A 26,363-nucleotide genomic window follows, 5' to 3' on the forward strand; every position below is an offset into this window, starting at 1 on the left:
CGAAATCGTTAGAAGTTGCCGAGGAACCAGTCCTTCATCCGCGTGAAGACCTGACCCATCGACCCCGACTGCACCGCGACCTTGCGGCCGCGCATGCGTTGCGAGCGTCCTTCGACGAGCAGGCCCATTGCCGTCGAGTAGCGCGGGTTGCGCACCACGTCGGCGAGACCGCCCGCGTATTCCGGCACGCCAATGCGCACCGGCTTCAGGAAAATGTCCTCACCCAGTTCGACCATGCCGAGCATCATCGACGCGCCGCCGGTCAGCACCACGCCGGAGCTCAGCAGTTCCTCATAACCCGACTCGCGCACCACCTGCTGCACGAGCGAAAACAGTTCTTCGACACGCGGCTCGACCACCGCCGCCAGTGCCTGGCGCGACAGCGTGCGCGGACCGCGCTCGCCGAGACCCGGCACTTCGATCATTTCGTCCGGATCGGCCAAGGCCTGCTTGGCGATGCCGTAATCGACCTTGATGTCTTCCGCGTCCGGCGTCGGCGTGCGCAGCGCCATCGCGATGTCGCTGGTGATCTGGTCGCCGGCAATTGGAATCACCGCCGTATGACGGATCGCGCCTTCGCTGAAGATCGCAATGTCCGTCGTGCCGCCGCCGATATCGACCAGCACCACGCCGAGTTCCTTCTCGTCTTCGGTCAGCACCGCCAGCGACGACGCCAGCGGCTGCAAGATCAGATCGTTCACTTCGAGGCCGCAGCGGCGCACGCACTTGACGATGTTCTGCGCCGCGCTGACCGCGCCGGTGACGATATGCACCTTCACTTCGAGGCGAATGCCGCTCATGCCGATCGGCTCGCGCACATCTTCCTGACCGTCGATGATGAATTCCTGGGTCAGGATATGCAGCACCTGCTGATCGGTCGGGATGTTGATCGCCTTGGCCGTTTCGATCACGCGCGCCACGTCGGTCTGCGTGACTTCTTTTTCCTTGATCGCCACCATGCCGCTCGAATTGAAGCTGCGGATATGGCTGCCGGCGATCCCGGTGAAGACGTTGGTGATCTTGCAGTCGGCCATCAGTTCGGCTTCTTCGAGCGCGCGCTGAATCGATTGCACGGTGGCTTCGATATTCACCACCACGCCTTTCTTGAGCCCCTTCGATTCGCTCTGGCCGAGGCCGATCACCTCGTAGTGACCTTCGCCCTTCAACTCGGCGACGATGGCCACGACCTTCGACGTCCCAATGTCGAGGGCGACCAGCAGATCTTTATAGTCTTTACTCATAGCGTGCTCATTGCGTGTGATGTCCGTTTACTTCTTGCCCTTGTCGGGTTCGCTGATAAAGCGCATGCCAGCGGCACGAATCGCGAAACCGTTCGGATAGCGCAAGTCCGCATACTCGATATCCTTTCCCCAACGTTGCGTCACCGCGTTCCACGCCGCGGTCAGGCGCTTGCTGCGATCGAGCAGCGTGTCCTGATTGCGTTCGCGCCCGAGTTCCACCTGCGTTCCGTTCGACAACTTCACCGTCCACGCATAACGCGGCGACAGCGTCACTTCATCCGGCGTCGCGCCCAGCGGCGCGAACCACTTCTGAAAATCGTGATAGCGCGCGACAACTTCTTTGGCCGTGCCGTCCGGACCGTCGAACGCGGGCAGATCTTCTTCGAGCTCGCCCTGGTTCGCCGTGAACAGCTCGCCGTCGACGCTCACCAACTGATCGCTACCCCACGTTCCCAGCGGTTTGTACTCCTCCAGCGTGACAGCCAGCGCATTCGGCCAGACACGCCGCACGCTCGCGTGACGCACCCACGGCATCTGCTCGAACGCCTGCCGCGCGACGTCGAGATCCACCGTGAAAAAATTGCCCTTCAACCGCCCTACTACCCCGGCGCGCACCGTCGGTGAATTGATGTGCTCGGTGTCACCGTCGATCTGGATTTCGCGCAGCGCGAAATTCGGACGCTGGATCAGCCAGTAACCGCCCGCCGCCAGCAGCACGAGCACCAGCAACACGTGCAGCGCGTTGGCGGCGAAATTGAGCTGGCGAACGTTGTTCCACATGGTGTTGCTTTCGGGTCGCCCCGGTTAGTCCTGCAGCGTCAGCGCCAACACGCCGACAACCAGATCCTGATAGCTGATGCCCACCGCGCGCGCCGCTTTCGGCGGCAGCGAGTGATCGGTCATGCCAGGCGCCGTGTTCACTTCCAGAAAATACGCATTGCCGTCCGCGTCCATCATGAAATCGGCGCGGCCCCAGTCGGTGCAGCCGAGCACGTCGAACGCGCGGCGCGCCAGCACTTTCAGGCGCGCTTCTTCTTCGGGCGCGAGTCCGCACGGAATCAGATACTGCGTGTCGTTCGCGATGTACTTCGCGTGATAGTCGTAGAACTCGCCGGCCGGCACGATGCGGATCAGCGGCAGATCGAGATCGCCGGCAATGCACGCGGTGTACTCGCCGCCGCCTTCAATGCTCTTCTCGACCACGACAATCCTGTCGTACTTGATCGCTTCCAGTAGCGCGGCCGGCAATGCGTCCGCGCTCTTCACCTTGATCACCGCGACGCTCGACCCTTCGCTCGCCGGCTTCACGAACAACGGCAAGCCGAGCTTCGCGACGATGTCCCGCGCGCGCGCCGCGTAATCGTCGCCGCGCAGCACGGTTTCGAACGGCGGCGTCGGAATGCCGAGTTGCTGCCACACGAGCTTGGTGCGGAACTTGTCCAGACCGAGCGCCGAGCCGAGCACGCCGCTGCCGTTGTACTTGATGCCGTAGAAGTCGAGCGCGCCCTGAATCTGGCCGTTCTCGCCATAACCGCCGTGCAACGCGATGAACGCGCGGTCGAAGCCTTCTGCCTTCAACGCGCCGAGCGGACGCTCGGACGGGTCGAACGGATGCGCGTCGATACCCGCGTCGCGCAGTCCTTGCAGCACCAGGCGGCCGGACGTGAGCGACACTTCGCGCTCAGCGGATTCACCGCCGAGAAGTACTGCCACCTTGCCGAATTTTTTCGGATCGATACCGCTCATCTCACACCTTCGTTTCCTGAGCCAGGCGACCCGGCACACCGCCGATCGAACCCGCGCCCATCGTGATCACCACATCGCCGGCGCGCACCACTGCTGCGAGCGCGTCCGGCACTTCGTCCACCGAATCGACAAACACCGGTTCGACCTTGCCCGTCACGCGCAGCGCGCGCGCCAACGCACGGCCGTCCGCGGCGACGATCGGCGCTTCGCCGGCCGAATAGACTTCGGTCAGCACGAGCGCGTCGACGGTCGACAGCACCTTCACAAAATCTTCGAAGCAGTCACGCGTGCGCGTGAAGCGGTGCGGCTGGAACGCCAGCACCAGACGCCGGCCCGGAAACGCGCCGCGCGCCGCCGCCACCGTCGCGGCCATTTCGACCGGGTGATGACCGTAATCGTCGACCAGCGTGTACGTGCCGGCTTTGCCTTCGGTCTCGACCGGCACTTCGCCGTAGCGCTGGAAGCGTCGGCCCACGCCGTTGAAATCCGCCAGCGCTCGCTGGATATCGGCATCTTTCACTTCAAGTTCAGTCGCAATCGCAATCGCGGCCAGCGCATTCTGAACATTGTGCTCACCCGGCAGGTTCAGCACGATGTCGAGCGGCGCCGCATCTTCACGCATGGCGGTGAAATGCATCTTGCCGTCGTGCGCCGTGACGTTGACCGCGCGCACCTGCGCATCGGGCGCCAGACCGTAACGAATGATCGGCTTCGACACGAACGGCAGGATTTCCTTCACGTTCGGATCGTCGACGCACAGCACCGCGATGCCGTAAAACGGCAGACGGTGCGTGAACTCGATGAACGCCTGCTTGAGCCGCGCGAAATCGTGGCCGTAGGTGTCCATGTGATCGGCGTCGATGTTCGTGATGACTTCGATCACCGGGAACAGATTCAGGAAGGACGCATCGGACTCATCCGCCTCGGCGACGATAAAGTCGCCCGTACCCAGACGCGCATTCGCGCCCGCGCTGATCAGCCGGCCGCCGATCACGAAGGTCGGGTCGAGCCCGCCCGCCGCCAGCACGCTCGCCACCAGCGAGGTGGTCGTGGTCTTGCCGTGCGTACCGGCAATCGCAATGCCCTGCTTCAGACGCATCAGTTCGGCAAGCATCACCGCGCGCGGCACGATCGGAATGCGGCGATGACGCGCGGCCAGCACTTCCGGGTTGTCGCTGCGCACCGCGGTCGAAACGACCACCGCGTTCGCGCCTTCAATGTTCTCCGCCGCATGACCGATCGCGATCCGCGCGCCGAGGTTCGCGAGGCGATCGGTGATCGCGTTGCTCGTCAGATCCGAGCCGCTTACCTGATAGCCGAGATTGACCAGCACCTCCGCGATGCCGCTCATGCCGACACCGCCGATGCCGACAAAGTGAATATGTTTGACGATGTGTTTCATTGCTTTCCTTCTGGGCTCGCGCCCGAAATCGAACCCGCCACAGTCGCGCAGATCTGCGCGACCTGTTCCGTGGCGTCGGGTTTCGCGAGCGAGCGCGAACGCTCCGCCATCTCCGCGAGACTTGCCCGCGTCTGGCTGCGCAACCAGTCGGCGAGCATTTCCGCCGACAGATCGCGTTGCTGCACGACCAGCGCCGCGCCGTTACCGGCGAGGAACGCTGCATTGGTTGTTTGATGATCGTCTACTGCAAACGGGAACGGCACGAAGAACGCCGCCACCCCAACCGCTGAAATCTCCGACACCGTCATTGCGCCCGAACGGCAGATCACCAGATCGGCGTTCGCATACGCGCTGGTCATGTCGTCGATGAACGGCACGAGTTCGACGCTCGATGACGCGCCCTCGACCGCTTGCAAACCGGCTGCCGCGTAGTTCTCGCGCAGCGCGTCGATATGCTTCGCGCCCGCCTGATGCACGATGCGCGGCCGCTCGTTCGGCGCGAGCAACGCCACCGCGCGCGGCACCACTTCATTCAGCGCCGCCGCGCCCAAACTGCCACCCACCACCAGCACATTCAGCGGACCGCTGCGTTGCGCGTAGCGTGCTTTGGGTGCAATTGCGCGCGCAAGTTCCTCACGAATCGGATTTCCTGTCCATTCGCCATGCGGCAATGCATTCGGGAACGCAACCAGCACGCGCCTGGCGAGCTTCGCGAGCACCTTGTTGGCGAGCCCCGCGATCGAATTCTGTTCATGCAGCACCAGCGGACGACCGCTCAACGCGGTCATCAAACCGGCCGGAAACGTGATGTAGCCGCCCATGCCGAGCACGACATCCGGCTTCACGCGACGCAGCACGGAAAGACTTTGCGTGCAGGCGCGCAGCAGATTCAGCGGCAGCATCAGCTTGGTCTTCAGACCTTTGCCGCGCAGTCCGCCGAAGCGCACGTATTCCATCGGGATGCCATGCTTCGGCACCAGCGTCGCTTCCATGCCCGCAGGATTGCCGAGCCATACGACCTTCCAGCCCCACGCCTGCATCAGGTGCGCGACCGCGAGGCCCGGGAACACGTGTCCCCCGGTGCCACCGGCCATCACCATCAGCGTGCGTTGCGGCGCTGCGGTCATACCTTCCCTCCGCGCATCAACACCCGGTTCTCGTAATCCACGCGCATCAGCACCGCCACCGCGACGCAGTTCAGCAAAATGCCCGAGCCGCCGTAACTGACGAGCGGCAACGTGAGACCTTTGGTCGGCAGCAGGCCGAGGTTCACGCCCATGTTGATAAAGGTCTGCGCGCCGAACCAGATGCCGATGCCCTTCGCGACCAGGCCCGCGAACGTGCGGTCGAGCGCGAGCGCCTGACGGCCGATCTCGAACGAACGGCGCACGATCCAGTAGAACATCAGGATCACCACCAGCACGCCGACAAAACCGAGTTCCTCGCCGATCACCGCGAGGATGAAGTCGGTATGCGCTTCCGGCAGATAGTTGAGTTTCTCGACGCTGCCGCCGAGGCCCACGCCGAACCACTCGCCGCGCCCGAAAGCGATCAGCGAGTGCGTCAATTGATACGCCTTGCCCTGCGCGTAACGGTCGTCCCACGGATCGAGGTACGCGAAAATCCGCTCGCGACGCCAGGGCGACGCCCACACCAGCAAGCTGAACGTGCCCACCGCCGTGGCAACGAGGCCGCCAAACAGCTTGCCGTTCACGCCGCCGAGGAACAGCACGCCCATTGCGATCGCCGCGATCACCATGAACGCGCCCATGTCCGGTTCGAGCAGCAGCAACGCGCCGACGAGGCCGACCGCGACCGCCATCGGCAGAAAGCCTTTGGCGAAACTGTGCATGTATTCCTGCTTGCGCACCGTGTAGTTCGCGGCGTAGATCGTCACCGCGAGCTTCATGATTTCCGACGGCTGCATGTTCGTAATGCCGAGCGGAATCCAGCGGCGCGCGCCGTTCACGCCCTTGCCGATGTGCGGAATCAGCACGATCACCAGCGCGAACAGCGAGATCAGGAAGAGCTTCGGCGCGTACTTGTCCCACGTCGAGATCGGAACGCGGAACGCGACGATGCCGATCACCGAGCCGAGCACCACGAACAGAATCTGCCGCGCGAGAAACGCCCAGTCGCGGTACGACGAATACTTCGGCGAATCCGGCATCGCGATCGACGCCGAATACACCATCACGACGCCGAGTCCGAGCAGCGCGACGACTACCCACAGCAGCGAGTGATCGTAGTCGAGCATCCGCGAGCGCAGCGGACGCACGCCGCTGACGGCGCTCGCCAGCCCGCTGCCCGTGCGGCCACCGACGCGCGCCGCGCCGCCGCCCGAGGCGCCTTCGCCGGCGCCCGCGCCCGCGGTGCGTGAACCGAAGCGTTCCGACCAGCTCATATCATCGTCCCCCGTTCGGCCGCGATGTCTTCCACCGTGCCGCGAAATACTTCGGCGCGGTGCGCGTAACCCGTGAACATGTCGAAGCTCGCGCAGGCCGGCGACAGCAGCACGGCGTCGCCCGGTTGCGCCAGCGCGGCGGCGGCACGCGTCGCGTCTTCTAGTGTGGCGTGGTCCGTCAGCGCGATGCCGGTGTGTTCCAGCGCGGCCCGAATCTGCGGCGCGTCGCGGCCGATCAGCATCACGGCACGACACCAGCGCATGACCGGCGCGGCGAGCGGATCGAACTCCTGGCCCTTGCCGTCGCCGCCAGCGATCAGCACCACGCGTTGCGCGAGGCCGTCGAGCGCGGCAACCGTTGCGCCGACATTGGTGCCCTTGCTGTCGTCCACGTAATCGATGCCTTCGATCGACGCGATCAATTCCACCCGATGCGGCTCGCCACGGTATTCACGCAGACCGTGCAGCAGCGGTGCGCCCGGCAGGCCGACGGCGCGCGTGAGCGCGTACGCGGCCAGCGCGTTCGCGGCATTGTGCAAACCGCGAATGCGCAAGGCGTCCGCCGGCATCAAGCGCTTCAGCGCGATATTCGGCAGCGCCGCGACTGCGTTCTTGCGACGGCGCTTGGGCACCGGCTCATCGCTCGCGTCGCGGTCATGCGCTTCGACCAGCCAGACAATGCCGTTCTCGCGCAGCAAACCGTAGTCGCCGTCGTTCTTCGGCTCGGTGACGCCGAACGTCACGACCTCGGCCTCGCTCTCTCCCGAAGGCACGAGCGACATCACCCGCGCGTCGTCGCGATTCAGCACGCGTACCGTTTGCGGTCCGAAGATGCGGCCTTTCGCGGCGGCATACGCATCGAGCCCGCCGTGCCAGTCCAGATGGTCTTGCGTAATGTTCAGCACCGCGGCCGCGTCCGGTGCGAACGTGTGCGCGGTTTCGAGCTGGAAGCTCGACAGTTCCAGCACCCACACGTCGGGCAGCGCGGTGTTGTCGATCGCTTCGCTGAGCTTGTCGAGCAGCGACGGGCTGATGTTGCCCGCCACCGCGACCTTCTTGCCGGCGCGTTCGCACAGCAGGCCGGTCAGGCTCGTGGTGGTGGTCTTGCCGTTGGTGCCGGTAATCGCGATCACCTTCGGCGCGTAGCCGCTTTCGCCGAGCGTCTGCAACGCCAGCGAGAACAGTTCGAGTTCGCCCCACACGGGAATGCCTTGCTCGCGCGCGGCGCTAATCAGCGGCAGCAGATCGGCGGCGAGCGGCGACAGACCCGGGCTGATCGTCACGAGTTCGATACCGTCGAGCAACGCCGGCGAAAACGCGCCGCCGACGAATTCGGCATCGACGCGGTGCGCTTCCAGCGCGGACAGGTTCGGCGGCACCTCGCGCGTATCGGCCACACGCAGCCGACAGCCGTGCCGCGCGCACCAGCGCGCCATCGCGAGACCGGATTCACCCAGTCCCAGCACGAGCACCATCGGCTTTTGCCGATCCCGAAACTTCTCGCCGAACATCGCCTGCTTCCCTTAGAACCTGCTTTAACGCAACTTGAGCGTGGACAAACCGAACAGACACAACATGAGCGTGATGATCCAGAAGCGCACAACGACTTGCGTTTCCTTCCAGCCCGACAATTCGAAATGGTGGTGCAGCGGCGCCATCTTGAAGAGACGCCGCCCTTCGCCGAAACGGCGCTTGGTGAATTTGAACCACGTGACCTGCAACATCACGGACAGCGTCTCGGCGACGAAAATGCCGCCCATGATGAAGAGCACGATTTCTTGACGCACGATCACCGCGACCGTGCCGAGCGCGCCGCCGAGTGCCAGCGCGCCGACGTCGCCCATGAACATCTGCGCCGGATGCGTGTTGAACCAGAGGAACGCGAGCCCGGCTCCGCCCATCGCCGAACAGAAGATCAGCAATTCCCCCGCGCCGGCGATATGCGGGAACAGCAGGTACTTCGAGTAGACCGAGCTGCCCATCACATAGGCGAACACGCCGAGCGACGCACCCACCAGCACGACCGGCATGATCACGAGGCCGTCGAGGCCGTCGGTGAGATTGACCGCATTGCTCGAACCGACAATCACCAGATACGTCAGCACGATGAAGCCCCACACGCCGAGCGGATAGCTGATCGACTTGACGAACGGCAGCATCAGATCGGCGCGCGCCGGCAAGCCCATCGACAAACCACTGCGCACCCACGCCATGAACAGGTCGTAGACCCGCACGTTGTTCGCTTCGGACACGCTGAACGCCAGATAGACCGCCGCGAACAGGCCGATCACCGACTGCCAGAAATACTTTTCGCGCGACGACATGCCGCGCGGGTCTTTGTAGACCACCTTGCGGTAATCGTCGACCCAGCCGATCACGCCGAAGCCGAACGTAACCAGCATCACGATCCAGATGAAGCGGTTGGTCAAATCGGCCCACAGCAGCGTGGCCACCGCGATGCCGAGCAGAATCAGCACGCCGCCCATGGTCGGGGTGCCCGATTTGATGAGGTGCGATTGCGGACCGTCTTTACGAACGGCCTGACCGACCTTCATCGCGGTCAGCTTACGAATCACCGCCGGGCCGCAGACGAGCCCGATCAGCAGCGCGGTGATGGTGGCCATCACCGCACGGAATGTCAGATAACTGAACACGCGCAAGAAGCTTGCGTCATTCTGCAGCCATTGCGCCAGCGCCAGTAGCATGCTTCGGTCCTTCTAGTTCAATGTGCGGCGGGCGTCGTGCCCGCTGCGTTGGGTTGTGGACTCGTCACGGCGTCCACCACGCGTTCCATTTGCATGAAGCGCGAGCCTTTCACGAGAAGCGTTGCCGCAGGACCGAAACCGGCCTGCTGCAATTGCACGACCAGCGTGCCGACATCGGGCACGTGGTGCGCGTCCGCGCCATACGCGGTGCAGGCGTCGCGCGAGGCGTCGCCCATGGCGTACAGCGCGTCGATACCGCGTTCCTTCGCGTAGGCACCGATTTCGCGATGAAACGCCGGACCGTTGTCGCCGACTTCACCCATGTCGCCCATTACCAGCACGCGCGGCGAGGCGCACGACGCGAGCACGTCGATCGCGGCGCGCATCGAGTCGGGATTGGCGTTGTAGGTGTCGTCGATCACGGTGGCGCCGGTCAGCGCACCGACGGCCGCCCGCTTGACCTGCAAGCGGCCTTTCACAGCGCCGAACGATTCGAGACCGCGCTTGATCGCGTCGAGCGAAACGCCTGCAGCCAATGCGGCAGAAGTCGCGGCCAATGCGTTGTGCGCGTTGTGATTGCCGAGCACTTGAAGCGTGACGTCGACGTGACCTGCCGGCGTGTCGATGCGCAACACGTTGCCGTCGAACGTACCTTTGACGGCGGCTTTGGTCACGCGCTCGGCGGAGTTCAGCGCGAAGTCCATGATGCGGCTGCCGGTGGCGGCCACGCGCCAGATGCTCGCGTAGGCGTCGTCGGCCGGGAACACGGCCACGCCTTCCGGCGACAGGGTGTGAATCACGCTAGCGTGTTCGAGCGCGACCGCTTCGACGGTCGCCATAAATTCCTGATGCTCGCGCTGCGCGTTGTTCACCACCGCGACGGTCGGCTCGGCGAGCTTCGCCAGCAATGAGGTTTCGCCCGGATGGTTCATGCCGAGTTCGACCACCGCCAACTGATGCGCGGCTTGCAGACGGAACAGCGTGAGCGGCAAGCCGATGTCGTTATTGAAGTTGCCGGCCGTGGCGAGCCGGTTTTGCTCACCCACGGCGGCGGCGAAGATCGACGCGATCATTTCCTTGACCGTGGTCTTGCCGTTGCTGCCCGTTACCGCGACGAGCGGCAGACTGAACCGGCGACGCCAACCGCGCGCGAGCGCGCCGAGCGCAACGCGCGTATCGGTCGTCACGAGCAGCGACGGCACGGTCCAGTCGGCCGGCGCGCGCGTAATCAGCGCGGCCGTGACGTTGCGCGCCGCGACTTGCGGCAGGAAGTCGTGCGCGTCGAAACGCTCGCCCTTGATCGCGATGAACAGATCGCCCGCGCCGGCGCTGCGGCTGTCGGTCGACACGCGCTCGAAAGTCACGCTGTCGTCGCCGAGTACGGTGGCGCCCGGAATTAGCGCGGCGGCTTCACGCAGCGAGAACATGGCATTTCCTGACTGGCTCATTCGCCACCCCCGCGTGCATGCGTCGCGCGCGCGGCAAGCGCGAGGCGAGCGTGGTCCTGATCGGAGAAAGCGCGTTTCTTACCCATGATTTCCTGTGTTGCTTCATGCCCCTTGCCGGCCAGCACGATCACGTCTTCGCGCGCGGCAGTGCGGATCGCTTGCAGGATCGCGCTCGCGCGGTCTTCGATGCGGCGCGCCTTCGACGCGTCCTGCATGCCCGCGGCGATCTGTTCGAGGATCGCTTGCGGATCTTCGCTGCGCGGGTTGTCGCTGGTCACGACCACGCCGTCGGCGAGCCTTTCGGCGATCGCGCCCATCAGCGGACGCTTGGTCGCGTCGCGGTCGCCGCCGCAGCCGAACATGCAGATCAGTTCGCCGCCGCGCGCGGCCGCCATGGGGCGCAGCGCTTCGAGGGTTTTTTCCAGCGCGTCCGGCGTGTGGGCGTAATCGATCACGACCAGCGGCTCATCGTTCTGCAAACGGCCGCCCAGGCGCTGCATGCGGCCGTTCACCGGTTCGAGCTTCGACAGTTCGGCGAGGGCGGCGTCGAACGGCACCTCGGCGGCGAGCAGCGCGCCCAGCACGCCGAGCAGATTGCTCACGTTGAACGCGCCGAGCGTTTGCACTTCGACGTCGGCATTGCCCCAATCGGACGTGCTCAGATGGAATGCGCTGCCAGTGGCCGTGGCGCGCACGTTCGACGCCAGCAGCCAGGCGTCGGCCTGCGGCACATCTTGGGTGGTGGCGCCGTCGAGGCCATAGGCGATCGTGCGGGCGTGACCTTGCGTGCTGGCGAGCAGGCGGCGGCCGGCGGCATCGTCGCGATTGATCACGGCCGCGCGCAGTTCCGGCCACGCGAACAGACGCGCCTTCGCCGCTTCATACGCCGCGAAAGTGCCGTGATAGTCGAGATGGTCTTGCGTGAGATTCGTGAACACGGCGATGTCGAACGCCGTGCCGTTCACGCGGCCTTGATGCAGCGCGTGCGACGACACTTCCATCGCCACCGCCTGCGCGCCGGCATCGCGTAACTGCGCGAGGCTGCGTTGCAATTGCGGCGCGTCGGGTGTCGTGAAACCGGTGTGCACGAGTTGGCCCGGCAAGCCCGTGCCGAGCGTGCCGATGATCGCGCAGCGCTTGCCGAGCGCGGTCAGCGCCGCCGACACCCACTGGCTGCACGACGTCTTGCCGTTCGTGCCGGTAATGCCGACCGCCAGCATCGCGTCACTCGGGTCGCCGTACCAGCCGCTCGCAATCGAACCAGCGAGTTCGTTCAACGCCGGCACGGCTAGCGTGGTGTCTTGATCGATCGACTCGGCAAAACCCTCGGGCTGCACCAGCACCGCGGCCGCGCCACGTTCGAGCGCGCCGTCGATAAACGGGCGGTTGTCCGCGCCATCTACCGCGTAGGCGAAAAATGCGTCGCCTGCTGCGAGCGAGCGCGTGTCGGCGTGCAGATGCGCGTCTGGCTGCACGCGTGCGTGCAGCCAGGTGAGCGCGTCGGCGATCTGCCGGTGAGCGGGATGGTGCTTGCGCAATGCGCTCATCGCACAACTCCCGGATGGCTTTTCGCGGAGACGGAAATCGTCATCTTCTTGGCGCCGGCGCTCGTGGAAAGTTTCTTGGCAACGGCGGGCGTGGCCGGTGCGTTCGGCGCGGGCGGCGCCGAATCGTCCGACACCACCATCTGCTTGACCGGCATGTCCGGCGGCACGTTCAGCGAGCGCAGCGTGTCGCCGACGATCGCCGAGAACACCGGACCCGACACCTGACCGCCGAAGTGGCTGCCCGCCGTCGGTTCGTCGACCGACACGGCGACGACGATGCGCGGATTCGGCATCGGCGCCATGCCGACGAACGACGCGCGGTATTTGGAGTGGTCGTAACCATGCGCGCCGTGCTTGTACGCAGTACCGCTCTTGCCGCCGACGCGATAACCCGGCACGGCCGCATCCGGCGACGTACCGCCCGGCGCGGTGACGGTTTCGAGCATGGCGCGCACTTCGCGAGCGGTGGTCGGCGCGAAGATCTGCGGACCCGTGGCCGGCTGATCGTTCGACGTACGGAAAATCGACACCGGCATGATCTCGCCGTCGTGCGCGATCGCGGTGTAGGCGCGGCCCAACTGGAACAGCGACACCGACAGACCGTAGCCGTACGACATGGTCGCCTGCTCGATGCGGCGCCAGCTCTTCCACGGCCGCAGACGGCCCGCCGCCGCGCCCGGGAAGCCGACCTTCGGCGCCTGGCCGAGACCGATGCTGGTATACATATTCCACATCTCTTCGGGCTTGAGCTGCATGGCGATCTTCGTCGCGCCGATGTTGCTCGACTTCTGGATCACGCCGCCCACGGTCAGCACGCCGAACGCGCTGTCGTCGGTAATCGGCGCACCGTCCAGCACAAAGCGGCCGCCCCCGGTATCTACCAGTGTAGTCGGCGTGACGCGGTGCAGATCGAGCGCGAGTGACACCGTGAACGGCTTCATGATCGAGCCCGGCTCGAACGTGTCGGTCAGGATGCGGTTGCGCAGTTGATCGCCGGTCAGGTGCGAACGGTCGTTCGGGTTGTACGTCGGGTAATTGACGAGCGCCAGCACTTCGCCGGTCCGCACGTCGATCACCATCGCCGCGCCGGCCTTCGCCTTGAATTTCTCGACGGCCGCCTTCAGGTTCGTATAGGCGATGTACTGGATCTTGCTGTCGATCGACAGGTCGACGTCTTCACCGTTGTGCGGCACGACCTGCTCGTCCACATCTTCAATGATGTGGCCCATGCGGTCCTTGATCACGCGGCGGCTGCCCGACACGCCGGCGAGCAGCTTCTGGTCGCCGAGTTCAACGCCTTCCTGGCCTTCGTCTTCCACGTTGGTGAAGCCGATCAGGTGAGCCGTGATCTCGCCTTCCGGATAGAAGCGCTTGTATTCGTCGCGCGCGTAAATGCCCGGAATGTCCAGCGCGCTCACTTTCTCCGCCACGTCCACCGGCACCTGGCGCTTCACGTAGACGAAGTTCTTGTCTTCCGACAGCTTGGCGCGCAGTTCCTTGTTCGTCATGCCGAGCAGTTGGCCAAGCGAGTTCAGCTTGTCCGCGCCGAGATCGTCGGGCACCGATTCGGGAATCGCCCAGATTGCGCGCACCGGCAAGCTCGTGGCGAGCACGAGACCGTTACGGTCGAGAATCTTGCCGCGCGTGGCCGGCAGTTCGAGGCGCCGTTGATAGCGGATTTCGCCCTGCTTCTGATAGAACGCGTTGCCCGGACCCTGGATCCAGAACGCGCGCCCGGCCAGCGCGACGAACGCCATGAACAGCATGAACACGACGAGTTTCGAGCGCCACATGGGCAGGCGCACCGACAGGATCGGGTTGGCCGAGAAGGCCACGCTCTTGCGAGTCGACGATTTTTTCATCGCACGCCTCCGCGACGGGTCGCCACCGGCGCCGAGGCCGGACCGGAAGTCGGGATCGGCGCGTCCTCAGCCTTGACGGCGCCCGGGTCGAGCGTCAGGTACTGGGTGCGGCCGGTCGTGACCGATTGCATTTTCAGCGAGTCGGTCGCGATCTGCTCGATGCGCGAGGTCTTCGACAACGCGCTCTGCTGATATTGAAGCTGCGAATAGTCCTGCTGCAGCTGACGCTCCTGCGATTGAGCGCGCTGCAACTGGATAAAGATCTGTCGCTGCTGATTGGTCGCGTTGACAACCGACAACGCGCACCCCATCACGATGATCAGCAGGAAGATATTGAGGCGGTTCATGGCGCGATCCGCTCCGCCACACGCATCACGGCAGAACGGGCGCGCGGGTTGGCGGCGACTTCAGCGTCGCTCGCGAACACACGGCCGATGATTTTGAGCGGGGGGCTCGGCAGATCGACGGCGCGAATCGGCAGGCGACGATCCACCTGAGGCGTACTGGCGTGCGCCTGCAGGAATCGCTTGACGATCCGGTCCTCGAGCGAATGAAAGCTGATGACCACCAGCCGCCCCCCTTGCTCCAACAGCGACAACGCTGCTTCTAAAACGACTTGCAGCTCCGCAAGCTCTTGATTGATGTGAATCCGTATAGCTTGAAAGGTGCGGGTTGCCGGATCCTTGCCCTTCTCACGGGTTTTGACGACGTTAGCCACGATTTGGGCAAGCTCGCCCGTGCTGACGAGAGGCCCAAGACGGTCGGACTCTGCCCGGCGAGCAACAAGCGCCTTTGCAATCTGAAAAGCAAACCGTTCTTCCCCATAATTTCGTATCACCTCCGTCAATTCCTGCACCGTGGCCCGCGCCAGCCAGTCAGCCGCGGACTCGCCGCGCGTCGGGTCCATGCGCATGTCGAGCGGGCCGTCGGCGCGGAAGCTGAAGCCCCGCTCCGGATCGTCGATTTGCGGCGACGATATGCCCAGATCCAGCAAGATGCCCGACACGCGCCCTACGCCACGCTCCGCAACCGCGGCGCGCAGTGAAGCAAAACTCTCGTGCACGATGCTGAAGCGCGGATCCGCGATCTGCTGCGCCGTGGCGATGGCAAGCGGGTCTTTGTCGAACGCGATCAGACGCCCCGACTCGGCCAGCTTCTCCAACACCAGGCGGCTGTGACCACCGCGCCCGAACGTGCCGTCCACATAAACGCCATCCGCGCGATTAACCAGCGCGTTGACCGCTTCATCCAACAGCACCGTGCGATGCTGCAATTCGTTTCCCATCGCAGGTGCCATATATGTAAGCCGCGATCAGAACGTGAAATTCTTTAACGCTTCGGGCATGCCCTCGGCGATGGCCGCCTGTTCCTTCGCGGCGTAAATCTGTGCGTCCCACAGCTCGAAATGACGACCCATACCGAGCAGGTTCACTTCTTTTTCCAATGCGCCAGCCGCGCGCAATTCCGGCGACACGAGCACGCGCCCTGCACCGTCCATATCCACATCCATTGCATTGCCGAGAAAAATACGCTTCCACCAGGCCGCGTTCATGGGCAGCTTGTCGACCTTGTCGCGGAAGATCTCCCATTCCGGGCGCGGAAAGAGCAACAGGCAGCCGTCCGGGTGCTTGGTGATCGTCACCCGGCCCTCTGCCTGTGTTTGCAGCGCATCCCGATAGCGAGAGGGAATCGACATCCGCCCTTTCGCATCGAGCGTCAGCGCCGACGCCCCTTGGAACACTTCGCTCTCCCCTGTCGACCCGAGTTACTCACTCCGGTCCCATGCCACTGATTGCTGTCGCGGCGCTTTTTTGCGCCCGCTACCCGATTCGTGAAAATCTACCCCAAACCACCCGTGAGATCACACAAAAATACACTTTCTCACACTGTCTCCCACTTTAGAGTAACGCTAAAGAGGGGTCAAGGGAGATAACTGCTTTTTGAACGAATTTTGTTTGTTAGAACAAGGACTTAGCGCGACTAGTTCACGTCAGACATAAAACGGAAAACCGTTATAAATGAATGAGCTAGTGCAACTTGTGAAGGTGATACGTGAAAAGTGCGAGGGAACAGCGCGGAATGTAAGAGATCGTCAAGCAGGATGGGGGGATGGCGGCGGGGTTTTCAACGACTCCTGACGGACGACGCGCGAGGCGCCGTCCCACTTCCGGTCTTGCGTTCTGCCGGGGTGCATTTTCTGCGCTGAACCCCGGTTTCGCATTGATATGCCTTATATGTAATAGGCGGTGCGCGTCATGACTTTCGATACCGCACGCATCAGCGCACGCACCGGCAACGGCAACTCGATACCGCCGGCGTCCATCGCGGCTTTGCCGTGCTCGGCTTCATCCACGCGCATTTGCTCAACGATTGCGCGCGACTCGTGGTCGGCCGCCGGCAACTGATCCAGATGGCTATCCAGATGCTGCTCCACCTGACGCTCGGTTTCCGCCATGAAGCCGAGGCTCACGCGGTCACCCAGACGCCCGGCCGCGAGACCGATAGCCAGCGCGCCGGTGTACCAGACCGGGTTCAACAGACTCGGGCGCGAATCGAGCGCTTCGAGGCGCTTCGCGGTCCATGCGAGGTGATCTTCTTCCTCGATCGCGGCGTGCGTGAACACCGCTCGCAATGAAGGCGATTTAGTGGCGAGTTTTTGCGCCTGGTAAAGCGCCTGTGCGCACACCTCGCCGACATGGTTCACGCGCATCAGTCCGGCGGCATGCGCGCGCTCCGCGGGTGAGAGCTCGGGCACCTCGCCACTCACCAATGATTCTTGCGGAACCGGTAACGGACGACTCATCCGCGACACGCCGGTCATTGAGCGTAAACCCCGATCAAACTCGCTAATCAACTCGTCCAGAAACATTCAGCACTCCCTCATTCGACAGCCGCCCCGAGGAACCCGAAGGCCCGTGCGACAAGGCTTTGCGGGCAGAAAACAGCGCCACGAAAACCTTTAATCCGCATGATTTCGACGGCCAATTCCTGATTTTAGACCATGTTGCGTAAACGAAACAGGAGCGTTCCAGGCCGTCTCCTTTTTCTTTGTGCCATGTATGCCTTTTGTTACATTACGTGCAACTTCTCGCGAAGTTGGACAAGCAAGGCCTCAACGCTAGACAAATATTCGCCTTGTACAAAAGATTCGTAATCCTTGGAGATCATTCGATGAAAAAGTCGCTTCTCGCTCTCGCAGCACTGGGCGCATTCGCAGGCGTGGCACATGCGCAGAGCAGCGTGACCCTGTACGGCATTATTGATGAAGGCTTCAACATCAATACCAACGCGGGTGGCAAGCACCTGTACAACCTGTCCAGCGGCGTTCTGCAAGGCTCGCGTTTCGGCCTGCGCGGCACGGAAGATCTGGGCGGCGGTCTGAAGGCAATCTTCGTGTTGGAAAACGGCTTTGACGTGAACAGCGGCAAGCTGGGTCAAGGCGGCCTGATGTTCGGTCGTCAAGCTTACGTCGGTCTGTCGAGCCAGTTCGGCACGGTCACGCTGGGTCGTCAGTACGACTCCGTCGTCGACTATGTCGGTCCGCTGGAAGTCGGCGACCAGTGGGGCGGCTACATCGCTGCTCACCCGGGCGACCTCGACAACTTCAACAACGCGTACCGCACCAACAACACGGTCAAGTACACGAGCGCAAACTACGGCGGCCTGACGTTCGGCGGCACGTATAGCTTCGGCGGTGTTGCGGGCAACGTTACGTCGAACCAGATCTGGTCGTTGGGCGCTGGCTACAACAACGGTCCCCTCGTTTTGGGCGTTGGTTACTTGAACGCACGCACCCCGTCGGCTTCGGGTGGCCTGTTCAACGACAGCGGCACGACGCAGACTGCAGCGCAAAACATCGGCGCCCAGTCGCCGGTTTACGCTGGCTTCGCATCGGCTAACACGTACCAGGTCATCGGTGCGGGCGGTGCATACACGTTCGGCGCAGCAACGATCGGCGCAACGTACTCGAACATCCGCTTCGGCAACCTGGCTTCGTCGTTCACGGCGCCGGCTCTGGCGGCTTACAAGGGCCAATCGGCTACGCTCAACAACGCGGAACTCAACTTCAAGTATCAGTTGACCCCGGCATTGCTGATCGGCGCTGCATACGACTACACGCGCGGCGTGGAAATCGCTGGCGCATCGCGCGCTCAATACCACCAAGGCGCGATCGGCGTGGACTACTTCCTGTCGAAGCGTACCGACGTGTACGTGACGGGTGTGTACCAACACGCTGTGGGCGACACGCTGAATGCAGCTGGCCAAACGGTCGCGACAACGGCTGCCATCAACGGCCTGACGCCTTCGCAGAATCAGAACCAGTTGACGGCTCGTATCGGTATCCGCCACAAGTTCTAATAAGTCGTAATAAAGTAGTCTGCCTCAAAGGCGCCTTCGGGCGCCTTTTTTTATGGCTCGGGCAATCCTGAACACGCTGCGTTTTCGGCCGTACCCCTGCGGGGCAGACGGCTTGATAAAAAAGGCCCGGCAGACTTTCGTCTGCCGGGCCTTCATGTTTCATTCTTTAGTGCCTGGTCCGGCGGGCGGAGCCTTTCGCTTCCATTCGCGCTACGCGCCCGTCCACGCTTATTGCTTAGCGTCTACTTGTCGCTTACCGCTTAGGCCCGGCCATCGCGCAACTCACGGCGTAGAATCTTGCCGACGTTGCTTTTCGGCAGTTCCGTGCGGAACTCGACGATCTTCGGCCGCTTATAGCCGGTCAACTGCGTTTTGCAGTACGCGAAAATGTCCGCGTCGGTGAGTGCCTGATCTTTCTTCACGACGAACAACTTCACGGCTTCGCCCGAATGCTGATCGGGGATGCCGACCGCCGCGACTTCGAACACGCCCGGCAGCTTCGCGACCACATCTTCGATCTCGTTCGGATAGACGTTGAAGCCGGACACCAGAATCATGTCCTTCTTGCGGTCCACGATCTTGACGAAGCCGCCTTCGTTCATGAAGCCCACGTCGCCGGATTTGAAGAAACCGTCCGGCGTCATGACCTTCGCCGTTTCGTCCGGCCGGTTCCAGTAACCCGCCATCACCTGCGGACCGCGGATGCAGATTTCACCCGGCTGACCGAGCGGCACTTCGTTGTTGTCGTCGTCGCGGATCGAAATTTCCGTCGACGGCAACGGCAAGCCGATCGTCCCACTGTATTCTGTGACGCTCACCGGATTGCAGGTCACGCACGGCGACGTTTCCGACAACCCATAGCCTTCGATAATCGGCGTATGCGTGCGCTCGTACCAGCGCTTGGCCACCGCTTCCTGCACCGCCATACCGCCGCCGTTCGCCGCGAGCAGCTTCGAAAAATCGAGCTTATGGAAATCCGGGCTGTTCAGCATCGCGTTATAGAGCGTGTTGACCGCCGGAATCGTGTTGATCTGGTAGCCCTGCAACGCCTTGATCATGCCCGGGATATCGCGCGGATTCGGAATCAGCACGCCGAGGCCGCCGGTACGGATCGTCAGCAGCCCGCAAACGGTCAGCGCGAACACGTGATAAAGCGGCAGCGCCACGACGGTGATGAACTGATCGATATCCGTGCGGCCGGCGCGAACCGGCTCGAGCCAGATCTCCGACTGCAGCACGTTGGCGATCAGATTCCGGTGCAGCAGCGTCGCGCCCTTGGCCACGCCGGTCGTGCCGCCGGTGTACTGAAGAAACGCGACGTCGTCCGGGCCTTGCTGAACCGGCTTGAAGCTTTGCCGGCCGCCCTCGGAGATCGCCGTATTGAATTTGACGTGGCCTGGCAAGCTCCACGCCGGCACCATCTTCTTGACCCGACGCACGACGAAGTTGACCAGCGAGCCCTTAAGACCCATCAAATCGCCCATGGCCGCGACGACAATGTGCTTGACCGCGGTATTGCGCACGATCGCCTGCAGCGTCACCGCGAAATTCTCGAGCAGGATGATCGCCTCAGCGCCACTGTCCTTGAGCTGATGCTCCAGCTCGCGCGGCGTATAAAGCGGGTTCACGTTCACGACCACGTACCCTGCGCGCAAGATGGCGGCAATCGCCACCGGATATTGCAGCACGTTCGGCATCATGATCGCGATGCGCGAGCCGCGTGCGAGACCCTTCGACTGAAACCACGCAGCCAGTTTGCGCGAGAGCGTGTCGAGCTCGCCGTAACTGATCTGCTTGCCCATGCAGACGAACGCCGGTTTGGCGCGATGGTCGCGGAAGGCTTCTTCGAGCAGTTCAGCGACCGACGAATAGCGGGTCGGGTCGATCTCTGCGGGAACGCCGGGCGGATAAGATTTCAGCCAGATTTTGTCCATGCAGCGTCTCCTCCTTTATTTTCGAATGGTCGTGCTAAAAACGCATCGTAGCATGGGCACCTCTGTGCTATTCGCGAAAAGCGCTGGGGTTAGACTGCGGCCTCGAACCTGTTTCGGCCAGCAGCCACGGGATGTTTAAGCGCGTGTCAGACGCGCTCGACTTCGACAAGGCAGTCGTAGAACGTGGCCGATCCGCCTAGATCGGTGAGCGCCTGACTGGTGACCTGGTTTGCGTTGCGGCCGTCCGGTGCGAGTTTTTTCCACCAGATCGACAGACCGACGACGAGTCCCACGCGCGCTTTGTCGGTGACGCGGGCACGCGCCTGCATCGAGCCACGATCGTTGAAGATGCGCACCTGCGCACCGTCGACGATGTCGCGCAACTGCGCGTCGGCAGGATGCATGTCCAGATGCGGTTCGCCTTCGGTCGAACGCAGACTCTCGATGTTGACGAAGGTGCTGTTCAGGAAATTGCGCGCGGGCGGCGAAATCATCGCCAGCGGGTAGCGGGCGGCAAGCTCGGGCGCGCCATCGGCGGATTCGTAGGGCGGCAGATAGTCCGGCAGCGGGTCGAGCCCCTGCTGCGCGAGGCGCTCGCTGTAAAACTCGCATTTGCCGGACGGCGTGCGGAAACCACCCTCGGCGAAAGGCGCGTCGGGCAGGTTCAGCCTTGCCCAGCCGGTCTGCTTCAACGTCTCCCAGCTCACGCCTTCGAGCGTTTTGTCCTGCCAGCGGAATGCGGCTCGCGCGATGGTTTCGTCGCTCTCGAACAGCGCCGGCTCATCGAGGCCCATGTGCCGCGCGAAGCCGCGAAAGATCTCCGTGTTCGGCCGTGCTTCACCGACCGGAGCGATCGCCGGCAAGTTGACCATCACGTGCGTGTGGCCGTATGACTTGTGGACGTCGAGATGCTCGAGTTGCGTCGTAGCCGGCAACAGGAGGTCGGCATAGTCCGCGGTGTCGGTCTGAAAATGCTCCAGCACGATCGTGAACAGATCGTCGCGTGCAAAGCCTGCCGCGACCCGCTCGGAATCCGGCGCAACGGCCACCGGATTCGAGTTGTAGACGATGATGGCTTCGACCTTCGGACCAAAAGCGGCGTCGCCGGGATGCAGCAATGCGTCGCCGATCGCGTTCATGTTGACGACGCGGCTCGGTTTGGCCGGCCAACCGGGCATCAGATCCGGACGTTGCAACGCATGCGAGTCGACCGGCGCCCAGCCGCCCGACGACAGCAGCGCACCGCCGGCCCGCTCGCGCCACGCGCCCGTCAGCGAAGGCAGGCTGGCAATGGCGCGCACGGCATTGCCGCCGCCGCGCACCCGCTGCAGGCCGTAATTCATTCGAATCGCGGCCTTCTTCGTGCTGCCGTAGAGTCGCGCAAGATCGAAGATGACCTGCTCGTCGATACCGCAAATCTCGGCGACGCGCGATGGCGGATAGGTCAACGCACGGACCTTCAGTTCAGCGAAACCCACCGTATATTCGACGATATACGCGTGATCTAGCAGGTTCTCCGTGATCAGCACGTTCATCATGCCGAGCGCCAACGCGCCGTCCGTGCCGGGTTTCAGCGCAATGTGCTGATGGCATTTTTCGGCGGTCAGCGAGCGATACGGGTCGATCGCGATCAACCGTGCGCCCCGCCGCTTGGCTTCTTGGGCGCGCGTCCAGAAATGCAGGTTCGACGCGATCGGATTCGAGCCCCAGATCAGAATGATCTCGCTCTCGGCGAAGAACTCGGTCAGCATGCCGACGCTCGCGCCGTACGTATATTTCAGCCCGGCTGCGCCGGCCGCGGCGCAGATCGTACGGTCAAGTTGTGATGCGCCGAGTTTGTGGAAGAATCGTTGGGCGATGCTGTCGCCTTGAATCAAACCCATCGTGCCGGCGTAGCTGTACGGCAAGATCGCCTCCGGTGCGCGGCTGGCAATCTCTGACAGGCGGGTTGCGGCGAGCTCGAACGCCTCATCCCAACTGATCGGTTCAAAGCGGCCCTCGCCTTTGCGACCGACACGCTTCATTGGCGTGGTCAGCCGACGCGGATGATGCACGCGCTCCGCATAGCGACTGACTTTGGTACACAACGCGCCTTGTGTCGGCGGATGATCGGGATCGCCGACCACCTTGATCGCCCTGCCATGTTCGACGGTGACGCGCATCGCGCAGGTGTCCGGGCAATCGTGGGGACACACGGCGCGGGCGAATTCAGTCGGAGCATTCATGGTCGATCCGTCGAAGAGAGCGGTGAGGCGATGCCGGATTTTATTACGTCCATTCGCGGTTAACCTGCATGGTCCCGCCAAAAATGCCTTCGGCGTAGAATCGTTTATCACCGTGCCCGGGTCACGTGACCCCGAGCGATCCCACGCAAGTCAAAGCACAAGCGCAACATCACTCCATCATGAAACTGATCCCCGAAATCCAGGCCGCCCACGGCGAAATCCAGACTCTCCGACGAACCATCCACGCTCACCCGGAATTGCGTTACGAGGAGACGGCGACTGCAGATCTGGTCGCCAGAACCTTAGAATCCTGGGGTATCGAAACGCACCGCGGACTGGGCAAGACCGGTGTGGTCGGCGTACTTAAACGCGGCACGAGTTCGCGCTCTATCGGACTTCGGGCCGATATGGACGCGCTGCCGATTCAGGAGCTGAACAGCTTCGACCATCGGTCGAAAAACGATGGAAAGATGCACGCATGCGGCCACGATGGGCATACCGCGATGCTTCTCGGCGCGGCGCGGCATCTGGTGAAGCATGGCGAGTTTGACGGCACGATCGTCTTCATCTTCCAGCCGGCCGAGGAAGGCGGCGCCGGCGCGCAGGCCATGATCGACGACGGTCTGTTCGTGAAGTTTCCAGTCGATGCCGTGTTCGGCATCCACAATTGGCCGGGCATGCCGGCGGGCCATTTCGGCGTGACCGAAGGTCCGATCATGGCGTCGAGCAACGAATTTCGCATCGAGATCAAAGGTATCGGCTCGCACGCGGCGTTGCCGCATAACGGGCGCGATCCGGTCTTTACCGCCGTGCAGATTGCGAATGGACTGCAGGGCATCATCACGCGCAATAAGAAGCCGCTCGATACGGCCGTACTGTCGATCACGCAGATTCACGCTGGCGACGCGTTGAATGTCGTGCCGAATGATGCGTGGCTTGCGGGCACCGTGCGAACTTTCACCACCGAAACGCTCGATCTGATCGAAGCACGCATGCGCAAGATCGCAGCGAGCACCGCGGATGCGTACGATTGCTCGGTGAATGTACATTTCCACCGAAACTACCCGCCGACTATCAACAGCAGCGAAGAGGCTCGCTTTGCAGCAACGGTCATGAAGGAAATTGTGGGAGCGGAAAATGTCGACGACTCGGTCGAACCGACAATGGGCGCCGAAGACTTTTCCTTCATGCTGCTGGCGAAGCCGGGGTGCTACGCCTTTTTAGGCAACGGTGATGGTGGCCACAGAGATTCGGGCCACGGTGCGGGTCCTTGCATGCTGCATAACGCAAGCTATGACTTCAATGATGAGTTGCTGCCGATCGGCTCGACTTATTGGGTGCGATTGGCGCAGCGGTTTTTGGCTGAGGGACGATAGGGCGTGTTTTGGCGATGCTGGAGACGGCGCGTTATGGGTCGCCGTCTCTAGTTTCGAGTTTTGCGGGCTTCGTGGTTGCTTGTTTGGCAGCCGCTCAGGTGGTGGAGAGGCATCCGAGATGGTGCGGCACACCAGTCCGAATCGCGTCAACGTTAGACACGTGTCCAGAAGAACGCAACAGACCGTCAACATGAGCGTGGGATGGCTTGATGACAGGGCGGGGAACCGACTTTGGTTCTTCCTGGCGGGTAGCCGTTGCAGTTATCCGCTGCCAGCGAACGGCTGATATCGTCGGCCAGTGTGGGAGCGGTCCGCTAAGAGCGGCGACGCGACGAACCGCTTGCCAGTGTACGGCAGGTATATCTGCGATTTTCCACGGCCGTAAACGACAGAAACCCCACCTTTTAGGGTGGGGTTTCTGTTTTCTGCTAGGGAGCCTGACGATTACCTACTTTCACACGGGCAATCCGCACTATCATCGGCGTGGAGTCGTTTCACGGTCCTGTTCGGGATGGGAAGGGGTGGTACCGACTCGCTATGGTCATCAGGCATGACTTGTTGCCGCACTGCCTTTGGGGCAATACAGCCAATCTGGAAGAAGTAGTTGAGAGGATGCCTCTCGGTGTTACTTTGGGTTGTGCCTGTATTGCACAACACTGATCTCAACCGTGTGTCTTCCCCTTCGGGGATCGGACCCGTGTAAGCGCTAAAGCGCTAACGCGGGTCGAGAGAGAGACACACCTGTTATAGGATCAAGCCTTACGGGCAATTAGTATCAGTTAGCTTAACGCATTACTGCGCTTCCACACCTGACCTATCAACGTCCTGGTCTTGAACGACCCTTCAAGGGGCTCGAAGCCCCGGGGATATCTCATCTTAAGGCGAGTTTCCCGCTTAGATGCTTTCAGCGGTTATCTCTTCCGAACATAGCTACCCGGCGATGCCACTGGCGTGACAACCGGTACACCAGAGGTTCGTCCACTCCGGTCCTCTCGTACTAGGAGCAGCCCCCTTCAAATATCCAGCGCCCACGGCAGATAGGGACCAAACTGTCTCACGACGTTTTAAACCCAGCTCACGTACCTCTTTAAATGGCGAACAGCCATACCCTTGGGACCGGCTACAGCCCCAGGATGAGATGAGCCGACATCGAGGTGCCAAACACCGCCGTCGATATGAACTCTTGGGCGGTATCAGCCTGTTATCCCCAGAGTACCTTTTATCCGTTGAGCGATGGCCCTTCCATACAGAACCACCGGATCACTATGACCTGCTTTCGCACCTGCTCGACTTGTCGGTCTCGCAGTTAAGCACGCTTATGCCATTGCACTATCAGCACGATTTCCGACCGTACCTAGCGTACCTTCGTACTCCTCCGTTACACTTTGGGAGGAGACCGCCCCAGTCAAACTGCCTACCATGCACTGTCCCCGATCCGGATTACGGACCAAGGTTAGAACCTCAAACAAACCAGGGTGGTATTTCAAGGATGGCTCCACGCAGACTGGCGTCCACGCTTCATAGCCTCCCACCTATCCTACACAGATCGGTTCAAAGTCCAATGCAAAGCTACAGTAAAGGTTCATGGGGTCTTTCCGTCTAGCCGCGGGGAGATTGCATCATCACAAACACTTCAACTTCGCTGAGTCTCGGGAGGAGACAGTGTGGCCATCGTTACGCCATTCGTGCAGGTCGGAACTTACCCGACAAGGAATTTCGCTACCTTAGGACCGTTATAGTTACGGCCGCCGTTTACCGGGACTTCAATCAAGAGCTTGCACCCCATCATTTAATCTTCCGGCACCGGGCAGGCGTCACACCCTATACGTCCACTTTCGTGTTTGCAGAGTGCTGTGTTTTTATTAAACAGTCGCAGCCACCAGTTTATTGCAACCCCTTCACCCTACGCGCGCAGGCGCATCAGGCTACAGGGGCGTACCTTATCCCGAAGTTACGGTACCAATTTGCCGAGTTCCTTCTCCCGAGTTCTCTCAAGCGCCTTAGAATACTCATCTCGCCCACCTGTGTCGGTTTGCGGTACGGTCTTGTTAAACTGAAGCTTAGAGGCTTTTCTTGGAACCACTTCCGATTGCTTCTTCACCTAGGTGAATGGC

Annotated in this window: 19 protein-coding genes and 2 rRNA genes; 2 read left to right on the forward strand and 19 right to left on the reverse strand. The window is 62.3% G+C overall.

Annotation, left to right across the window (positions count from 1 at the left end; translation table 11 throughout):
• Nucleotides 1-8: 8 nt before the first annotated feature.
• From ftsA to coq7, 15 genes are all read right to left on the reverse strand, one after another.
• Complete coding sequence (gene ftsA, locus FA94_RS08260; protein ID WP_007180311.1) at nt 9-1,241, reverse strand: cell division protein FtsA; 1,233 nt, start codon at nt 1,239-1,241, stop codon at nt 9-11.
• 27 nt (nt 1,242-1,268) lie between these two features.
• The gene (locus tag FA94_RS08265; RefSeq protein ID WP_035548837.1) at nt 1,269-2,021 is read right to left on the reverse strand and encodes a cell division protein FtsQ/DivIB; all 753 of its coding nucleotides are present in this window, start codon (nt 2,019-2,021) and stop codon (nt 1,269-1,271) included.
• A 24-nt stretch (nt 2,022-2,045) separates the two neighbouring features.
• Nucleotides 2,046-2,987: a D-alanine--D-alanine ligase gene (locus FA94_RS08270; protein ID WP_035548840.1), complete on the reverse strand. Its 942-nt coding sequence runs from the start codon at nt 2,985-2,987 to the stop codon at nt 2,046-2,048.
• 1 nt (nt 2,988) lies between these two features.
• Nucleotides 2,989-4,389: a UDP-N-acetylmuramate--L-alanine ligase gene (murC, locus tag FA94_RS08275; protein ID WP_035548845.1), complete on the reverse strand. Its 1,401-nt coding sequence runs from the start codon at nt 4,387-4,389 to the stop codon at nt 2,989-2,991.
• Nucleotides 4,386-5,516: an undecaprenyldiphospho-muramoylpentapeptide beta-N-acetylglucosaminyltransferase gene (gene murG / locus FA94_RS08280; protein ID WP_035548847.1), complete on the reverse strand. Its 1,131-nt coding sequence runs from the start codon at nt 5,514-5,516 to the stop codon at nt 4,386-4,388. Before murG ends, murC begins: the two co-directional genes overlap by 4 nt.
• Complete coding sequence (gene ftsW / locus FA94_RS08285; protein ID WP_035548849.1) at nt 5,513-6,793, reverse strand: putative lipid II flippase FtsW; 1,281 nt, start codon at nt 6,791-6,793, stop codon at nt 5,513-5,515. Before ftsW ends, murG begins: the two co-directional genes overlap by 4 nt.
• Nucleotides 6,790-8,304, reverse strand: coding sequence for a UDP-N-acetylmuramoyl-L-alanine--D-glutamate ligase (gene murD / locus FA94_RS08290; RefSeq protein ID WP_035548852.1), 1,515 nt, complete (start codon nt 8,302-8,304; stop codon nt 6,790-6,792). The genes ftsW and murD overlap by 4 nt, the downstream gene beginning before the upstream one ends.
• Nucleotides 8,305-8,328: 24 nt before the next feature.
• Nucleotides 8,329-9,498 carry a phospho-N-acetylmuramoyl-pentapeptide-transferase gene (gene mraY, locus FA94_RS08295; protein WP_035548854.1) on the reverse strand — a complete coding sequence of 390 codons (1,170 nt, stop codon included), beginning with the start codon at nt 9,496-9,498 and terminating at the stop codon, nt 8,329-8,331.
• 17 nt (nt 9,499-9,515) lie between these two features.
• Nucleotides 9,516-10,946, reverse strand: a complete 1,431-nt coding sequence (locus tag FA94_RS08300; protein ID WP_051980426.1) for a UDP-N-acetylmuramoyl-tripeptide--D-alanyl-D-alanine ligase — start codon at nt 10,944-10,946, stop codon at nt 9,516-9,518.
• Nucleotides 10,943-12,493, reverse strand: coding sequence for a UDP-N-acetylmuramoyl-L-alanyl-D-glutamate--2,6-diaminopimelate ligase (locus FA94_RS08305; RefSeq protein ID WP_035548859.1), 1,551 nt, complete (start codon nt 12,491-12,493; stop codon nt 10,943-10,945). Before FA94_RS08305 ends, FA94_RS08300 begins: the two co-directional genes overlap by 4 nt.
• Nucleotides 12,490-14,355, reverse strand: coding sequence for a peptidoglycan D,D-transpeptidase FtsI family protein (locus FA94_RS08310; protein ID WP_035548861.1), 1,866 nt, complete (start codon nt 14,353-14,355; stop codon nt 12,490-12,492). The genes FA94_RS08305 and FA94_RS08310 overlap by 4 nt, the downstream gene beginning before the upstream one ends.
• Nucleotides 14,352-14,702: a cell division protein FtsL gene (gene ftsL / locus FA94_RS08315; RefSeq protein ID WP_035548864.1), complete on the reverse strand. Its 351-nt coding sequence runs from the start codon at nt 14,700-14,702 to the stop codon at nt 14,352-14,354. Before ftsL ends, FA94_RS08310 begins: the two co-directional genes overlap by 4 nt.
• The gene (rsmH, locus tag FA94_RS08320; protein WP_035548866.1) at nt 14,699-15,652 is read right to left on the reverse strand and encodes a 16S rRNA (cytosine(1402)-N(4))-methyltransferase RsmH; all 954 of its coding nucleotides are present in this window, start codon (nt 15,650-15,652) and stop codon (nt 14,699-14,701) included. Before rsmH ends, ftsL begins: the two co-directional genes overlap by 4 nt.
• A 15-nt stretch (nt 15,653-15,667) precedes the next feature.
• Nucleotides 15,668-16,096: a division/cell wall cluster transcriptional repressor MraZ gene (mraZ, locus tag FA94_RS08325; protein WP_035548869.1), complete on the reverse strand. Its 429-nt coding sequence runs from the start codon at nt 16,094-16,096 to the stop codon at nt 15,668-15,670.
• A 489-nt stretch (nt 16,097-16,585) separates the two neighbouring features.
• A complete protein-coding gene (gene coq7 / locus FA94_RS08330; protein ID WP_035548872.1) occupies nt 16,586-17,224 on the reverse strand; it encodes a 2-polyprenyl-3-methyl-6-methoxy-1,4-benzoquinone monooxygenase in 639 nt (212 codons plus the stop codon).
• A 302-nt stretch (nt 17,225-17,526) separates the two neighbouring features.
• Here coq7 and FA94_RS08335 point away from each other — a divergent pair, with 302 nt between their 5' ends.
• The gene (locus FA94_RS08335; protein ID WP_035548875.1) at nt 17,527-18,714 is read left to right on the forward strand and encodes a porin; all 1,188 of its coding nucleotides are present in this window, start codon (nt 17,527-17,529) and stop codon (nt 18,712-18,714) included.
• A 260-nt stretch (nt 18,715-18,974) separates the two neighbouring features.
• Here FA94_RS08335 and FA94_RS08340 read toward each other — a convergent pair whose 3' ends face one another.
• Both FA94_RS08340 and FA94_RS08345 read right to left on the reverse strand, forming a co-directional pair.
• On the reverse strand, nt 18,975-20,648 hold the full coding sequence (locus FA94_RS08340; protein WP_035548877.1) for a long-chain fatty acid--CoA ligase: 1,674 nt from the start codon (nt 20,646-20,648) through the stop codon (nt 18,975-18,977).
• Nucleotides 20,649-20,794: 146 nt separating this feature from the next.
• Nucleotides 20,795-22,873, reverse strand: a complete 2,079-nt coding sequence (locus tag FA94_RS08345; RefSeq protein ID WP_035548879.1) for a molybdopterin-containing oxidoreductase family protein — start codon at nt 22,871-22,873, stop codon at nt 20,795-20,797.
• Between the two features lie 179 nt (nt 22,874-23,052).
• Between FA94_RS08345 and FA94_RS08350 the strand changes: the two genes are divergently transcribed.
• On the forward strand, nt 23,053-24,249 hold the full coding sequence (locus FA94_RS08350; protein WP_035548882.1) for a M20 aminoacylase family protein: 1,197 nt from the start codon (nt 23,053-23,055) through the stop codon (nt 24,247-24,249).
• Between the two features lie 435 nt (nt 24,250-24,684).
• Here the strand turns inward: FA94_RS08350 and rrf are convergent.
• Together rrf and FA94_RS08360 are read right to left on the reverse strand one after the other, a co-directional pair.
• A 5S ribosomal RNA gene (gene rrf, locus FA94_RS08355) occupies nt 24,685-24,798 on the reverse strand.
• Between the two features lie 199 nt (nt 24,799-24,997).
• A 23S ribosomal RNA gene (locus FA94_RS08360) occupies nt 24,998-26,363 on the reverse strand; the annotation flags it as partial.

This window comes from Burkholderia sp. 9120 (assembly GCF_000745015.1).
Classification (GTDB): Bacteria; Pseudomonadota; Gammaproteobacteria; order Burkholderiales; family Burkholderiaceae; genus Paraburkholderia.